Genomic DNA, 13689 nt, shown 5'->3' with positions numbered 1-13689 from the left:
TCTAGATCCGATTTGCGCTCCAGTCAGCATGAGTGGTGACACCCATCCGATGACCGAGGCCAGTTCCGTGCCTGCCAATGGTGAGGGCGTCTCCGCCGAGGGGTCTGCCGTCGAGGACACCGGCTCCCCCTCCGTGGGGGAGACTCTCCCCTCCATGGGCGAGGACGCAGCTGGCGACGCCCGGGCTGACGCCGAGGCTGACGAGTCCACACCAGCTCTGGAGCAGCGTCTGGCAACACTGCAAGCCGAAAACGACACCCTGCGCAGCCAGTACATGCGCATCGCCGCTGACTTCGATAACTTCCGCAAACGCCAGAGTCGTGATCAGGAGGATCTGCGCCTGCAGATCACCTGCTCCACCCTCAGTGAAATCCTGCCGGTGGTGGACAACTTCGATCGCGCCCGCCAGCAGCTCAACCCCCAGAGCGAGGAGGCCCAGACCCTGCACCGCAGCTACCAGGGTCTCTACAAGCAGCTCGTGGATGTGTTCAAACAGCTGGGTGTCTCGCCGATGCGGGTCGAAGGTGAGCCGTTTGATCCCAGCCTCCATGAAGCGGTGATGCGGGAACCCAGCGATGAGCACCCCGAGGATGTGGTGGTCGCGGAGCTTCAGCGGGGCTACCACCTCAATGGTCGTGTGCTGCGTCACGCCTTGGTCAAGGTGTCGATGGGACCTGGCCCGAGCAGTGATTCTGAACCGCGTGAGGAGCAGGGCGGCTGATGGCCGATTACTACGAGCTGCTGGGCGTCGGTCGCGACTCCGATGCAGAGACTCTGAAGCGGGCCTACCGCCGGCTGGCGCGTCAGTACCACCCGGACATCAACAAGGATCCCGGTGCTGAGGACAAATTCAAGGAGATCGGCCGTGCCTATGAGGTGCTGAGCGATCCCCAGACCCGCGCCCGCTACGACCAGTTCGGTGAAGCCGGTCTGGGGGGATCGTCCGGCATGCCCGACGTGGGCGACATGGGCGGTTTCGCCGATCTTTTTGAAACTTTCTTCAGCGGTTTCGGCGGCGCGGCCGCCTCTGGTGGGGCCCGGCGCCGTGGGCCCCGCCAAGGCGATGATCTTCGCCTGGATCTGACGATCAGCTTTGCCGAGGCCATCGCTGGCCTGGAGAAGGATGTGCAGATCCGCCATCTCGAAACCTGCAGCACCTGCAGTGGCTCAGGCGCCAAGGCCGGCAGCGGCCCCACCACCTGCGGCACCTGCGGAGGTGCCGGTCAGGTTCGCCGCGCCACCCGCACGCCTTTCGGCAGCTTCACCCAGGTGGCCCCCTGCCCCAACTGCGAAGGCAGTGGCCAGGTGATCGCTGATCCGTGCAACGCCTGTGGCGGTCAGGGGCTGCAGCAGGTGCGCAAGAAGTTGCGGATCAACATTCCCGCCGGGGTCGATTCGGGCACCCGGCTGCGGGTGGCGGGCGAAGGCAATGCCGGCCAGCGCGGCGGTCCGGCCGGGGATCTCTACGTGTTCCTCACGGTTCAGCCCCATCCCCAGCTGCGCCGCGAAGGGCTCAACATCCAGTCCCAGGTGACGCTCAGTTATCTGCAGGCGATCCTCGGCGACACCATCGAGGTGGAGACCGTGGACGGCACCACCGAGCTGGAGATCCCGGCGGGCACCCAGCCCGGCGCCGTGCTCACCCTCCAGGGCAAGGGGGTGCCGAAGCTCGGCAATCCCGTCGCCCGTGGCAACCACCTGTTCACCGTCAAGGTGCAGTTGCCCACCAAGCTCTCCGGTGAGGAGCGGGAGCTGCTGGAGGAACTGGCTGGCCACCACACCAGCAAGGGCCATCGGCACCATCACAAGAGCGGCCTGTTCGGAGGGCTCTTCGGCGGATGAATGCCGCCGTGCCTGCAGCGTCCGGCGGGGGAGACCAGACCCCTGAAGAGGCTCCTGAACAGATCGCGATCGCCGCTTGTCTCGATCTGGTCGGCACCCCCTGTCCGCTCAACTTCATCCGCACCCGCCTGGCCCTCGAGAGGATCCCTGACGGGGCCTGGCTGCAGGTCGACCTGGATCCCGGCGAGCCGCTGACGATGGTGAGCCAGGGCATCGCGGCCGACGGCCATGGCCTGCGCCAAGCGGCACGGAACGACGGCAGCGTGCGCCTCTGGATTCGTCGCCATGGCGCCTGAGCGCCCTGATCAGATCAACAGCGAGAGGATCTGTGCCGGCCAGGTGGTCGCCCTGCTCGCCAACTTCTGCTGGGTGCGGCTCGATCGGCCCGGTCCAGATGGCTGTGAGCGCCTGCTCTGCACCCGCCGCACCCGGCTCGACAAGAGCGGCCAGCAGGTCGCTGTGGGGGATTATGTCGAACTGGGCGGGGTCGACTGGACCAGTGGCCGGGCGGCGATCGAGCGGGTGCGGCCGCGCCGCAATCTGCTGGAACGGCCGGCGGTGGCGAACGTGGAGCGGATTGTGGTGGTGGTGGCCCTGCAGCAACCGGCCGTCGACCCCCTGCAGCTGACCCGTTTCCTGCTCACCGCCGAAGCCACTGGCTGCCGGGTCGAGCTGGTGGTGGCCAAGGCCGATCTCACCGAGGCCGCCCTGCAGCACCGCTGGTGCGACCGGCTGCGCCAGTGGGGCTACGACCCCCTGCCGGTCTCGTCTGCCTCGGGCGCCGGCCTGGAGGCCCTGCGTGCCCGCCTTCGCACTCCTGGCATCACCGTCTTCTGTGGACCCTCCGGAGTGGGCAAGAGCAGCCTGCTCAACGCCCTGCGGCCCGATCTGGACCTGCGGGTGGCGGCGGTGTCGGGGCGATTGCAGCGGGGCCGCCACACCACCCGCCACGTGGAGCTGTTTCCGTTGACGGAGGGGGTGCTGCTGGCCGATACGCCGGGATTCAACCGCCCCGTGTTGCCAGCCCAGCCGGAGGCACTGGCACAGCTGTTCCCCGAGATACGGCGGCGTCTGGCCGAGCAGCCCTGCCGCTTCCGCAACTGCCGCCATCAGCAGGATCCGGGATGCAGCCTTGGTTCTGACTGGGATCGCTACACCCTGTATGGCCAGTGCCTGGCCGAGGTGGAGGCCACGGCGGCGGCGGTCCCGATCAAGGTCAGTGATCGCCAGCGCGGCGATGGCGAGGCGTTGCGTCTGGCCGCTCCCCTGCGCCAGCTGTCGCGGCGGCGACAACGGCAGCAGGCCAGCCAGGATCTGGAACAGGACTGATCCCGGTTGGCCTCAGCCTCCGGGCCCTTCCAGCTCAGCCCCCCATGCCGGGCAGGTTGAGATTGAGGCCGCCGGTCAGTTCTTCCATCCGCTCCTTCATGGTGCTGGTGGAGAGGTCGTAGGCGGCCTTGAGCGCCTCCAGGGTGGCCGTTTCGGTGGCCTCAGCGCCGTCTGCCACCAGTTCGGCACTGAGGCGTACCTTCAGGGGCTGCTGGTTGCCGGTGAGCCAGACGCTGGCTCGTCCATCGGCACTGCTGCCCTCGATCTCCATGGCATCAAGCTCGTCCTGCAGTTTCTGGGCGTCCTGCTGGATCTGCTGAGCTTTGCGAAAGGCTTCGGTGAGTTGACCGAAATTGGGAAGACCGAAGCCAGCCATCACGGTTGGGAAACTCCGCTCAGGTTAGGGCCCGAGTCGTTTCACCTCTGGATGGAGCTCAATGCCATGGTGTTGCCGTACCCGCGCCTGAACTGCCTGGATCAGGGCATCGATGTCGGCGGCGCGGGCCGCACCGGTGTTGACGATGAAATTGGCGTGCAGGGGTGACACCTGGGCGCCGCCGATGCTGAGACCCTTGAGACCCAGGTCTTCGATCAACCGCCCGGCCTTCTGGGGTTCGGGGTTGCGGAAGACGCTGCCGCAGCTTGGTTGCTGATAGGGCTGGGTGCTGGTGCGGCTGTGCAGATTGCTGCTGGTGCGGGCGGTCACTGCCGCGGGGTCGTGGCCGGGGCTCAGTCGGAAGCGGGCGGAGAGCACGATCAGTCGCTCCTGTTGGAGCCGGCTGTGGCGGTAGGCGAAGTCGAGCTCGCTGGCGCGCAGGTCGAAAGGGTGTTGCGGCCGTTGCGGATCCACCACCCGCACCGACTCCAGCCACTCCGCCGTACAGCCCCCCTGGGCGCCGGCGTTCATCACGGCGGCACCTCCGACGGTGCCGGGGATGCCCACCGCCCATTCCAGACCGCTCAGTCCGGCCCGGGCGGCCCGCCGCGCCAGGGTGGGGATCGGCTCTCCCGCTTCGGCCACCACCAGGCCCTCGTGGGGGTCGAGACGGCTGCCCTGCAGGCGCCGATGGCAGAGGGTCAGGCCGTCGAGCCCGGCATCCGAGATCAGCAGGTTGGAGCCGGCCCCGATGCACTGCAGCGGCAGGCCCTCGCTGATCGCCCAGCTCACCAGGGCCAGCAGTTCCAGCTGACTGGCAGGCTCGGCAAACCAGGACGCCGGACCGCCCACCTTCCAGGTGGTGTAATCACCGAGCCGAACGTCCTGGCGGAGCCCAGCGGGTGGCCCCACAGTGGTCTGCATCACGTTCAGGCCGCCACCGCGGTGACGGGGAGGTCAGTCTCGCCCAGGTTCTGCAGGCGGTCCCACAGACCGTTCACATCCCCGGCGCCCATGGCCAGCACCAGATCGCCACGTTCGGTGGATGTCGTCACCAGCTCGGCCAGCTGGTCGAGCGAGGCAGCCACCTGGACCGGCAACGCAGGGGCAATCCGCTGCAGCAGAACGGCGATCGCGGTGCTGTCAATCCCGGGCAGCGGCGCCTCGCCGGCGGCGTACAGCGGAGCCAGCAGCACCGCATCCGCACAGCTGAGGGCCTCGGCGAAGCCCTCAAGGAACTGGGCCGTTCGGCTGAAGCGGTGGGGCTGAAACACGGCCACCACCCGCCGGGGGTCTGCAGGGAGGGGGCTGCGACCACTGCTCACCATCAGCTGCGCCATGGTGAGGGTGGCACTCACCTCGCTGGGATGGTGGGCATAGTCATCCACGATCAGGCGACCGTTCCAGCTGCCGCGATAGTCAAACCGCCGTCCAGGGGTCTGCAACCGTTCCACGGCCTGGCGTAGCTCGGCGAAGGACACCCCCTGCAGCCTGCAGGCGGCGATCGCGGCGGCGGCGTTGCTGAGGTTGTGGCGGCCTGGCAGGGGCAGATGGAATTCGCCGCTGGGGCTCCCCCCTTCGAAGAAGCGCACCGTGGTGCCGTCGCCGCGTTCCTCCAGCGGCAGAGCCGCGAAGGCCACCCCCTCGGCCGTCTCGATCGACCACCAGTGGTCGGCGTTGAAGTGCGCCCGCAGGATCGGACAGTCGCGATTGGCCAGAACCTCACTGGAACTGGCGGCGAAGCGGCGAACGGTACCGATCAGGGCTTCGAGGTCGGCGTAGTGGTCGGTGTGGTCCAGTTCCAGGTTGGTGAGCACCCCCAGTTGGGCGCGAAACTTCACCAGGGATCCGTCCGACTCGTCCGCTTCTGCCACAAGCAGTTTGCCCGCTCCGTTGCGGCCATTGCTGCCGAAGGCGGGCACGATGCCGCCGATCACCGCGGTGGGGTCGTGGTGGGTGGCCTCCAGCAGGGTGGCGATCAGCGTGCTGGTGGTGGTCTTGCCGTGACTGCCGGCCACGGCGATCGAGGGCTGGCCGTTGATCAGAGCCGCCAGTACGTCGGAGCGGTGGCAGATGTGCAGACCGGCCCGCTCAGCCTCCTTCAGCTCGGCATTGCTGGCTGGCACGGCGGTGCTGATCACCACCAGGGGTTGATGGGAGGTGCCGCTGCGGATGGCGGAGATCGTGCTGGCGCTCTGCTCGCGGAACACCCGGACACCGCGATGCCTCAGTGCCTGCAGCACGGCGCTGTCGCGGGGGTCGGAGCCGCTGACGCTGAAGCCCCGCTCCGCCAGAATCCCAGCGAGGGCCGACATGCCGATGCCGCCGACACCGATGAAGTGAATCGGTTGCTGGCGGTTGAGCGACAGGGCCAAAGGGGTCTCCATGCTCGTAGAAGTTAAGCCGTGAAAGGGCCCTGAACCTTTACGAGATGCGTCGCTTCTCGGTGTGGCAGTCAAGCGGCCAGCTCACAGCAAAGGAGGTGCGCCAATGATTTCTGTATGATTCATAGCCAAAATCACCTTTGCTAGCGGTTTTCGCCGTTTTCTGCCATGACCCTGCGTGTTGCGATCAATGGATTTGGCCGGATCGGTCGCAACTTCATGCGCTGCTGGCTGAGCCGGGGTGCCAACACCGGTATCGAGGTGGTGGGCCTGAATGACACCTCGGATCCGCGTACCAACGCACACTTGCTGGAGTACGACACGATGCTGGGCCACATCCGTGATGCGGAGGTGAGCTACACCGATGACTCCATCATCGTGAATGGCAAGTCGATCAAGTGTTTCTCGGATCGAAATCCACTCAACCTTCCCTGGAAGGAGTGGGGCGTTGATCTGGTGATTGAGGCCACCGGCGTCTTCATCGACCAGAAGGGTGCGGGCAAGCACATTGAGGCTGGTGCCAGCAAAGTTCTGATCACGGCACCAGGTAAAGGGGAAGGCGTCGGTACCTTTGTGGTGGGCGTGAATGCTCACGAGTACCGCCACGATGATTGGAACATCATCAGCAACGCCAGCTGCACCACCAATTGCATGGCGCCGCTGGTGAAGGTACTTGATCAGTCCCTGGGGATCATCAAGGGCATGATGACTACCACGCACAGCTACACCGGTGACCAGCGCATTCTCGATGCCAGCCACCGAGATCTGCGCCGAGCCCGTGCCGCCGCCGTGAACATCGTGCCCACCTCGACCGGTGCTGCCACGGCTGTGGCCCTGGTGTATCCGCCGATGAAGGGGAAGCTCAACGGCATTGCCATGCGGGTGCCCACCCCCAATGTTTCGGTGGTTGACATGGTGTTGGAGGTGAGCCGCTCCACCACCAAGGAGGAAGTGAATGCCATTTTCAAGGCCGCCTCGCAGAACGAGATGAAGGGCATCATCAAGTACTCGGATCTGCCCCTGGTCTCCACCGACCATGCCGGTACCAATGAGTCCACCATCGTGGATTCCGACCTCACCATGGTGATGGACGGCAATATGGTGAAAGTGATCTCCTGGTACGACAACGAGTGGGGCTACAGCCAGCGCGTCGTCGATCTTGCTGAAGTGGTGGCCAGCAACTGGAAGTGATCACTGTTGTGTGAACACCCGGTCTGTGATCACCCAGCCTGTGATCACAGCCTGGTTCTGCCGAGAGTCGAGCCGCCTCCTCCTGGGGGCGGTTTTTTGGTTTCAGGCCTGTGCAGGCGCAGGGTCTCAATCAGTCGAAGCTGCGCGGAAGTGGCTGAAGCCGGCATTGTCTGCTGCCAGGGGCTCGCGGTTCTCCGCCCAGCGCACCACGCCGTTCCCAGCCACCAGGGCGCCGATCAGCTGACCCTCCTCCAGCTCCTCGGCCAGGGCCTGCGCCCAGGCCCGCGGCAGGGCCAGCACCAGTTCGAAATCCTCTCCGCCCCCCAGGCACCAGCACCGCCCCTGCGGCAGGAGGCCCATGGCCGGATCCATCGGCAAGGTGGTGCTCTGCAGCAGTACATCGCAACCACTGGCGGCGCCGATCGCCTGGGCTGCGGCCACCAGCCCATCACTGCTGTCGGTGCCCCCAACCCGCCAGGGCTCCCCAGCCGGCTGGCTGCGGTGCAGAGCTTCCACCGCATCGAAACGGGGCCGCGGCCGTCGGTGGGCCTCGATGGCCCGCTGCCGCAGCGACGGATCGATCGCCGCGACGTCGAGGCCTGAATCCCCCTGCAGCAACGCCAGCCCCAGGCGGCTGAGGCCATGGTGGCCCGTGCTCACCAGCAGATCGCCGGCCCGTCCGCCGCCGCGGCGGATCATGCCATGGGTCCTTCCCTGTGCAGCGGCGGTCTGCTGGGAAGCCGCCGCCAGCCGGCCCAGGGCCGTGATCGCCAGCAGGCGCTGGTTGCCAGCGCTGCAGTCCCCCCCCAGCAGGGTGCCTCCATAGCGACGCAGGGCCGCAGACAGGCCCTGATAGACCTCCTCCACCCAGGCCCAGGCCGTGGTGGGTGGAGCCACCAGCCCCACCGTCAGCCCCACTACTTCCTGGCAGCCCATGGCCGCCAGGTCCGAGAGATTCGCCACGGCGGCGCGCCAGCCCACATCGGCGGCTCCGGTGGTGGCCTCACTGAAGTGAAGGCCCTCCACCAGTACATCGGTGTTGATCACGATGCTGCCGCTGCCTCCGGGCACGAGGGCGGCATCGTCGCTGAACTGGTCAGTGGGGGCGAAGGCCCCCAGGCGCCGGATCAGCTCCCATTCACCCAGATCGGACAGGGTGGTTGGGGAGGCCAGTGATCCACGGTCTCCGGCCGAAGCCGGAGGGGCCGGTTCAGCCATGGGCCTGAAGATTCTCTGCGCCTTCCAGCACCCGGATCCTGACGATGCCGTCATCGGCGGTGAGTTCCTCGAGAACGTCGAAGCCGTCGACCACATAACCGAACGCGGCATAACGGCCGTCGATCAGGTTGAGGCCCGCGGGCGTCAGTTCGGGCTCGAACAGGAACAGGAAGAACTGGGAGGAGCCGTCGTCGAGGGCCTCATCGGAGTGGGCCCATCCCAGGGTGCCTTTGCTGGAGAAGGGCAGCACCGGCTCCGCCTTGAACATCCCCAGATCTTCAAAGGTCTGGTTGTAGAAGGGGGCCTTCTCGCCGGGAACGCGGATTTCCAGGGGCACATGCCGCTCCAGCTTCGTGGTGGGATCGATGAAGCCATCGGCCGGACCACTGGGATCGCCGGTCTGGAGCACGTAGAAGTCTTCGGCGCGGATGAAGGGCAGGCCGTCGTAGAAGCCGCGCTGGGCCAGGTCCACGAAGGCTCCGGCGGTGAGCGGCGCGTTGTAGCCATCCACCACCGCAGTGAGATCACCCTTGGTGGTGGTCAGCTGCACCGTGGCGCGCCCCAGCAGCCGTGGCAGGTCGGCGAAGCTCTCGGGGATGGCATAGGGGAAGGGCCCGACCAGCATCGCCTCGGCCGCGCCGATCGTGGCCAGGGCCTGCCGGCGTGCCGCCAGGAAGGCATCGCGGTTCTGTTGTTCGGCGGTGCCGGCCAGCGTCTCCAACTGGTCGCCCAGCTTGCTCAGGAGGGTGCCTGCGGCGTCGCGATCGGTGTCCGGGAAGTTGTTCACCATCGCCTCCTGGCGGGAGGCGAGCAGCGATTGGCTGCGGCGCACGGCCCCGAGCAGGGCGTTCCAGCGCTTGGCCCGCAGGTCGTCGCTGGTGGCCTCGAGGCGATGCTGCAGATCCTGCAGATCGGAGGCCTGGATCGGCAGGGCATTGCGCAGCAGGGCCGTGGGATCGCTGATGGCGTTGCCTGGGGGCAGGGCTGCCAGGGCCGGCCCGGAGGCCGGAGCCAGCAGCAGCAGGGCCAGCAGCATCAGGCCAAGGGCCTGCCGCCACAGGGAGCCACCCGCCCGGTCCGTGCGCCCGAACCGTTGTCTCTCCTCTGCCGGAACGACTTGCCCCAGACCCACCACCATGGCCCCGCTCCTGCTGCCTTTATCAGGAATCTGGCACAGGGTTACGGAGCCGACCGCGCCTGCTGCGCAAGCCTTCGCAAGGACGCTCCGGTAGCCAGCCGTACAATCCGCCCCATCCGAACCGCCGGAATGATCTCCAGCAACGACTTTCGTACCGGGACCTCGATTGAGCTGGATGGGCAGGTCTGGCGGGTCGTTGAATTCCTCCATGTGAAACCCGGCAAGGGCTCGGCCTTCGTGCGTACGAAGCTGAAGGCCGTCCAGAGCGGCAACGTGGTCGAGAAGACCTTCCGTGCCGGGGAAATGCTCCCCCAGGCCATCCTTGAGAAGAGCACCCTCCAGCACACCTACATGGAGGGCGAGGACTATGTGTTCATGGACATGAGCTCCTATGAGGAGACCCGCCTCACGGCCAAGCAGATCGGCGACAGCCGTAAGTACCTCAAGGAGGGGATGGAGGTGAACGTGGTGTCCTGGAACGGCAAGCCCCTCGAGGTGGAGTTGCCCAATTCGGTGGTGCTGGAGATCACCCAGACCGATCCCGGCGTGAAGGGTGACACGGCCACCGGTGGAACGAAGCCCGCCATCGTCGAGACCGGCGCCCAGGTGATGGTCCCCCTGTTCCTGTCGATCGGCGAGAAGATCAAGATCGATACCCGCACCGACAGCTACCTCGGCCGGGAGACCTGATCACCATGCAGCTCGATCACGACCAACTTCACCGACTCCTGGCCCTGCTTGGTGAGAGCGACATCCAGGAGCTCAGGCTCGAGGGTGATGACTTCCGCCTGGAGGTGCGTCGCAACCTCCCCAGCACGGCCCCGGTCACCCTGGTCCAGGCGCCGGTGGCCAGCCCTGGCCTTGAGACACCGATGCCCACGACCCCGGCCGCACCATCCGCTCCTTCGGCGCCGCCACCTGCCGCCGCCGCTGCGCGTAGTGATCTGATCGATATCACGGCACCGATGGTGGGCACGTTCTATCGGTCTCCCGCCCCTGGGGAGCCTTCCTTTGTGGAGCTGGGTGATCGGATCAGTGCCGGTCAGCCGATCTGCATTCTTGAGGCCATGAAGCTGATGAATGAGCTCGAGGCAGAAGTGAGTGGGGAGCTCGTCGAGATCCTTGTGGAGAACGGCACGCCGGTTGAGTTCGGCCAGGTGTTGATGCGCGTCAAATCGGTCTGAACGGCCCTGGAGCTGCCGGCTCGATGGGCAGTGTCAGCCGAATTCCCAGGCCGTCGTGATCGCCGCTGCCATGCTGTCGGGTCGTGCCACTCCCTGGCCGGCGATGTCAAAGCCGGTGCCATGGTCGGGAGAGGTGCGCAGAAAGGGCAGCCCCAGACTGGTGTTCACGGCGGCGTCAAAGGCCAGCAGCTTCACGGGGATCAAGCCCTGATCGTGGTACAGGGCCAGATAGCCATCGGCACCTGGGCCATGGCCGTGCCAGGCGCTGCCGGCGTCCAGCCAGCAGGTATCCGGTGGCAGTGGGCCCTGCAGGGTCACGTTGGGATGGTATTTGCGCCAGTCCTCCAGACAGGCGTTCAGCCACTCGAGCTCCTCGCGGCCGAGCTGGCCCGCTTCGCCGGCGTGGGGATTGAGTCCGGCCACCACAAGCCGCGGCCGTGGGCTGAAGCGTTGGCAGAAGCTCAGCAGCACGTCCAGCTTGGTCTGCACCAGCTCCGGTCCCAGGGCTGCCGGCACTGCTGCGAGGGGGATGTGGGTGGTGGCCAGCAGGGTGTTGAGTCGCCAGTTTCCTCGCGGTGAGCGGGCCGTGAACAGCATCGAGGTCGGTGCCCCTCCGGCCAGTTCGGACAGCCGTTCCGTCTGGCCCGGGTACGGATGCCCGGCGGCCGCCCAGCTTGCCTTGGCGATCGGGGCTGTCACAAGGGCGTCGCAATCGCCCTGCAGCACCTGTTCGGTGGCCGCCGTGAGCCAGTGGAAGCAGGCGTCGCCGCAGGCGGGTGTGCTTTGCCCCCATGCGGCTGGTTCCAGCAGCGGCAGGTCGACCACCTCGAAATCTGCCGGATCGGCCAGGGCCTCACGACTGTGGACGCGCAGGGCTTCGTAGCTGCGTTCCAGCCAACGCCGACACCCCACCAGCACTGGGACCAGGTCGCCGGGGAGCGGCCTGGCCAGCGCCTTGAGGGTCACTTCGATACCGATGCCGGCGGGGTCGCCGAGGGCGATGGCCAGCCGCCGGGCTCTCCTAGCGTCAAGGTAGGGAGTACCTGGACCTGCTGACACCATGATTCGCTGGTTGCTGGGTGGTCTGTTGCTGCTGGGGGTGGCCACGGGACTGAGCCGTGGCTGGATCGTGCTGGATTCCTGCCGGATGCTGAGGGACCTGAACATTCCCACCATGCAGGATCTGCAGGAGAAGGCCACACCGGTCTGTGCCTCGGACAGCTCCCCCTGAGGGGCGCGTCCTCGCCCGTGCTGTTCAGTCGGGTTCAGGTGTCCCGTTTTCTTCCTGCAGGCAGGCGCGGTAGCCCTCGCGGTAGCTGGGGTACCGCAGGCGATACCCCAGCTTCTGGCAGAGAAGCAGGTTGCCGACGCGCCGGTTCTCGCTCCAGAAGCTGCGGGCCATCGGGCTCATCGTGTCGGCGATGGCGTCGTACGACGCCACCGGCGGCAGGGGATGGCCGATCAGGTGGGCGGCGTAGCCCAGGGTTTCGCTCGAGGGGCAGGGTCTGTTATCCGAGACGTTGAGCACGGGTGGCCGTTGTTCCGCCGGCAGGGCGAGGTTATGCAACAGCGCCCCGACGATGTCGTCGACGTGGATGCGGCTGAACACCTGGCCAGGCTTGTGGATCAGCCGGCTGCGGCCGCTGCGCAGGCTGGCGAAGGGGCTGCGGCCGGGGCCATAGATCGCCGGTAGACGAAAGATCTGCAGGGGCAGTCCCAGAGCTCGCCAACCGGCTTCGCTGGCGACCCGGGCGCGGCTGCGCTCCAGCGAGGGTTGCAGCGGGGCTGTCTCGTCAACCCAGGCACCGGCCGTGTCGCCATAGACGCCGGTGGTGGAGAGAACGCCCAGCCATTGCAGGGGCAGGCTGCGCAGCAACGGTCCGAGCAGATCGAGCACCGGATCGCGGCCATCGCGGCCCGGCGGCACGGTGGTGAGCACATGGCTGAAGCCCTCCAGATCGGTGCGGCCGGGCACTATGCCGGCTTCGCTGTCGAACGGCAGCCAGGTCAGTGGTGCGTTGGCATCGGCCGGCCGGCGGTGGGTTGTGATCACCGGCACCGCCTGGGCGCTCAGCGCCGCCGCGAAGCGGTTGCCGCTGTAGCCGCCGCCCACCACCAATACCCGCCGGGGGCGCAGTGCTGCAGGCAGGAGGAGCGGGAGCGGAGCAGACGAGGGCGGCACGGTCGAGGACGGCGTGGGTGAGGGCAGCACGGGGGCCTGTAGTGCGGGCGCCTGCAGTGCGGCTGAAGGCAGGCGAAGGGGTACGGCGAGGGCCTTGACAGCCAGATCGAGAAACAGTACAGATGTATTAGCCGATCATTCCAGGTGTTGCCGTGCCCTGTTCCTCCCCATCCTCTCTGCCTGTGCTGCCGCTTCTCGTCGCCCGCCCGCGACCACCCCGCTTCCGGCGCGGCACCGCTCGGGCCCGGACGGTTGTCGCCCCTGCGGGATCCAGGCAGCGGCCGTTGACGTGCGTGCCGGATCGCTCCGCGGAGCCGGTCGACTCCGTGGCGATCACAGCACTGCTGGGCGTGCTGCTGGTGGTGATGGCGCTTCTGGTGGCTCCAGAGCGACCGGCCGATCAGGAGGCCATCTGCCAGCGATACAACGGTGTTGTCGCCTGCCGCGTCTGGTGAGCCGGGTCAGCGCCCGCAGCGCCTGGCCCGGCCTGGGCCGGAAGACTCCACTGCAGCAGCCGTAGGGCCAGGCGCAGATCGCCGTCCATCCAGGCGCGCAGAGCCATGGCGCGACGCGGGTCGTAGAACGACTGACGGCGGTACCAGTCGAAGGCCTCGGTATCCCCTTTGGCGCCGTTACAGGCCAGGCAGGCCGGTACACAGTTCTCAGTGACGCTCATCCCGCCGCGGCTGCGGGGCAGCACATGATCAATGGATTCAGAAGGTCGTCCGCAGTAGAGGCAGTGGCTGTCGGTCACCTGATGGATCGACCGTCGCCAGCGTCTGGCACGCAACTTTGGGCAGAGATCTTCCAGGAAGACCGCATCCCTGGCCTGCATGTGCGCGCCT

17 protein-coding genes are annotated in these 13689 nt (G+C 66.9%); 9 read left to right on the top strand and 8 right to left on the bottom strand.

The genetic code is table 11. The features are described 5' to 3' along the window. Window positions 1–28 precede the first annotated feature (28 nt). Genes grpE through rsgA form a run of 4 tightly spaced genes read left to right on the top strand, consistent with a single transcriptional unit; the run spans window position 29 to window position 3171 of the window. Window positions 29–721 (top strand): nucleotide exchange factor GrpE, encoded by a 693-nt coding sequence (grpE, locus tag H8F24_RS05290; protein ID WP_231598115.1) that lies wholly within the window; start codon window positions 29–31, stop codon window positions 719–721. Continuing rightward, window positions 721–1842: a molecular chaperone DnaJ gene (gene dnaJ, locus H8F24_RS05285; RefSeq protein WP_197157867.1), complete on the top strand. Its 1122-nt coding sequence runs from the start codon at window positions 721–723 to the stop codon at window positions 1840–1842. Before grpE ends, dnaJ begins: the two co-directional genes overlap by 1 nt. An 8-nt stretch (window positions 1843–1850) precedes the next feature. After that, window positions 1851–2138 carry a sulfurtransferase TusA family protein gene (locus tag H8F24_RS05280; protein ID WP_370594671.1) on the top strand — a complete coding sequence of 96 codons (288 nt, stop codon included), beginning with the start codon at window positions 1851–1853 and terminating at the stop codon, window positions 2136–2138. Next, window positions 2128–3171, top strand: a complete 1044-nt coding sequence (gene rsgA, locus H8F24_RS05275) for a ribosome small subunit-dependent GTPase A (RefSeq protein WP_197157871.1) — start codon at window positions 2128–2130, stop codon at window positions 3169–3171. Before H8F24_RS05280 ends, rsgA begins: the two co-directional genes overlap by 11 nt. A 34-nt stretch (window positions 3172–3205) precedes the next feature. Here rsgA and H8F24_RS05270 read toward each other — a convergent pair whose 3' ends face one another. The 3 genes from H8F24_RS05270 to murC are packed head-to-tail and all read right to left on the bottom strand — an operon-like array spanning window position 3206 to window position 5934. After that, a complete protein-coding gene (locus H8F24_RS05270) occupies window positions 3206–3547 on the bottom strand; it encodes a YbaB/EbfC family nucleoid-associated protein (RefSeq protein ID WP_197157873.1) in 342 nt (113 codons plus the stop codon). 24 nt (window positions 3548–3571) lie between these two features. Further along, window positions 3572–4471: a UDP-N-acetylmuramate dehydrogenase gene (gene murB, locus H8F24_RS05265; RefSeq protein WP_197157875.1), complete on the bottom strand. Its 900-nt coding sequence runs from the start codon at window positions 4469–4471 to the stop codon at window positions 3572–3574. A 5-nt stretch (window positions 4472–4476) separates the two neighbouring features. After that, window positions 4477–5934, bottom strand: coding sequence for a UDP-N-acetylmuramate--L-alanine ligase (murC, locus tag H8F24_RS05260; protein WP_370594672.1), 1458 nt, complete (start codon window positions 5932–5934; stop codon window positions 4477–4479). 165 nt (window positions 5935–6099) lie between these two features. Between murC and H8F24_RS05255 the strand changes: the two genes are divergently transcribed. Next, window positions 6100–7122, top strand: coding sequence for a type I glyceraldehyde-3-phosphate dehydrogenase (locus H8F24_RS05255; RefSeq protein WP_197157877.1), 1023 nt, complete (start codon window positions 6100–6102; stop codon window positions 7120–7122). A 126-nt stretch (window positions 7123–7248) separates the two neighbouring features. Here the strand turns inward: H8F24_RS05255 and thiL are convergent, their stop codons facing one another. Then, entirely contained in the window at window positions 7249–8340 is a 1092-nt protein-coding gene (thiL, locus tag H8F24_RS05250; protein WP_197157879.1) for a thiamine-phosphate kinase, read from the bottom strand. Continuing rightward, window positions 8333–9376: a peptidylprolyl isomerase gene (locus H8F24_RS05245; protein ID WP_197158989.1), complete on the bottom strand. Its 1044-nt coding sequence runs from the start codon at window positions 9374–9376 to the stop codon at window positions 8333–8335. Before H8F24_RS05245 ends, thiL begins: the two co-directional genes overlap by 8 nt. Window positions 9377–9607: 231 nt before the next feature. On the opposite strand from H8F24_RS05245, the gene efp reads away from it, so the two are divergent. Both efp and accB read left to right on the top strand, forming a co-directional pair. Next, the gene (efp, locus tag H8F24_RS05240; protein ID WP_197157881.1) at window positions 9608–10168 is read left to right on the top strand and encodes an elongation factor P; all 561 of its coding nucleotides are present in this window, start codon (window positions 9608–9610) and stop codon (window positions 10166–10168) included. Window positions 10169–10173: 5 nt separating this feature from the next. After that, complete coding sequence (gene accB, locus H8F24_RS05235) at window positions 10174–10662, top strand: acetyl-CoA carboxylase biotin carboxyl carrier protein (RefSeq protein WP_197157883.1); 489 nt, start codon at window positions 10174–10176, stop codon at window positions 10660–10662. A gap of 33 nt (window positions 10663–10695) precedes the next feature. On the opposite strand, the gene pdxA is transcribed toward accB, so the two are convergent. After that, the gene (gene pdxA / locus H8F24_RS05230) at window positions 10696–11724 is read right to left on the bottom strand and encodes a 4-hydroxythreonine-4-phosphate dehydrogenase PdxA (RefSeq protein WP_197171276.1); all 1029 of its coding nucleotides are present in this window, start codon (window positions 11722–11724) and stop codon (window positions 10696–10698) included. On the opposite strand from pdxA, the gene H8F24_RS05225 reads away from it, so the two are divergent. After that, entirely contained in the window at window positions 11723–11893 is a 171-nt protein-coding gene (locus tag H8F24_RS05225) for a hypothetical protein (RefSeq protein WP_197157887.1), read from the top strand. The genes pdxA and H8F24_RS05225 overlap by 2 nt on opposite strands. Window positions 11894–11917: 24 nt before the next feature. On the opposite strand, the gene H8F24_RS05220 is transcribed toward H8F24_RS05225, so the two are convergent. Next, complete coding sequence (locus H8F24_RS05220; RefSeq protein ID WP_231598114.1) at window positions 11918–12844, bottom strand: SDR family oxidoreductase; 927 nt, start codon at window positions 12842–12844, stop codon at window positions 11918–11920. Window positions 12845–12996: 152 nt separating this feature from the next. Between H8F24_RS05220 and H8F24_RS05215 the strand changes: the two genes are divergently transcribed. Further along, the gene (locus tag H8F24_RS05215; RefSeq protein ID WP_197172585.1) at window positions 12997–13299 is read left to right on the top strand and encodes a hypothetical protein; all 303 of its coding nucleotides are present in this window, start codon (window positions 12997–12999) and stop codon (window positions 13297–13299) included. Here H8F24_RS05215 and H8F24_RS05210 read toward each other — a convergent pair. Next, window positions 13245–13679, bottom strand: a complete 435-nt coding sequence (locus H8F24_RS05210) for an HNH endonuclease (RefSeq protein ID WP_197157889.1) — start codon at window positions 13677–13679, stop codon at window positions 13245–13247. The two genes, H8F24_RS05215 and H8F24_RS05210, sit on opposite strands and share 55 nt — an antisense overlap. Between the last annotated feature and the right edge of the window lie 10 nt (window positions 13680–13689).

The organism is Synechococcus sp. CBW1002 (assembly GCF_015840915.1).
GTDB lineage: Bacteria > Cyanobacteriota > Cyanobacteriia > PCC-6307 > Cyanobiaceae > CBW1002.
Note: the sequence above shows the minus strand (reverse complement) of the source record. Positions and strands in the feature narration are given on the sequence as shown.

Bases quoted from the DNA above. Each gene is read 5' to 3' on its own strand.
- grpE (WP_231598115.1), top strand. From the start codon at position 29: ATGAGTGGTGACACCCATCCGATGACCGAGGCCAGTTCCGTGCCTGCC.
- dnaJ (WP_197157867.1), top strand. From the start codon at position 721: ATGGCCGATTACTACGAGCTGCTGGGCGTCGGTCGCGACTCCGATGCA.
- rsgA (WP_197157871.1), top strand. From the start codon at position 2,128: ATGGCGCCTGAGCGCCCTGATCAGATCAACAGCGAGAGGATCTGTGCC.
- H8F24_RS05270 (WP_197157873.1), bottom strand. From the start codon at position 3,547: ATGGCTGGCTTCGGTCTTCCCAATTTCGGTCAACTCACCGAAGCCTTT.
- murB (WP_197157875.1), bottom strand. From the start codon at position 4,471: ATGCAGACCACTGTGGGGCCACCCGCTGGGCTCCGCCAGGACGTTCGG.
- murC (WP_370594672.1), bottom strand. From the start codon at position 5,934: ATGGAGACCCCTTTGGCCCTGTCGCTCAACCGCCAGCAACCGATTCAC.
- H8F24_RS05255 (WP_197157877.1), top strand. From the start codon at position 6,100: ATGACCCTGCGTGTTGCGATCAATGGATTTGGCCGGATCGGTCGCAAC.
- thiL (WP_197157879.1), bottom strand. From the start codon at position 8,340: ATGGCTGAACCGGCCCCTCCGGCTTCGGCCGGAGACCGTGGATCACTG.
- H8F24_RS05245 (WP_197158989.1), bottom strand. From the start codon at position 9,376: ATGCTGCTGGCCCTGCTGCTGCTGGCTCCGGCCTCCGGGCCGGCCCTG.
- efp (WP_197157881.1), top strand. From the start codon at position 9,608: ATGATCTCCAGCAACGACTTTCGTACCGGGACCTCGATTGAGCTGGAT.
- accB (WP_197157883.1), top strand. From the start codon at position 10,174: ATGCAGCTCGATCACGACCAACTTCACCGACTCCTGGCCCTGCTTGGT.
- H8F24_RS05225 (WP_197157887.1), top strand. From the start codon at position 11,723: ATGATTCGCTGGTTGCTGGGTGGTCTGTTGCTGCTGGGGGTGGCCACG.
- pdxA (WP_197171276.1), bottom strand. From the start codon at position 11,724: ATGGTGTCAGCAGGTCCAGGTACTCCCTACCTTGACGCTAGGAGAGCC.
- H8F24_RS05210 (WP_197157889.1), bottom strand. From the start codon at position 13,679: ATGCAGGCCAGGGATGCGGTCTTCCTGGAAGATCTCTGCCCAAAGTTG.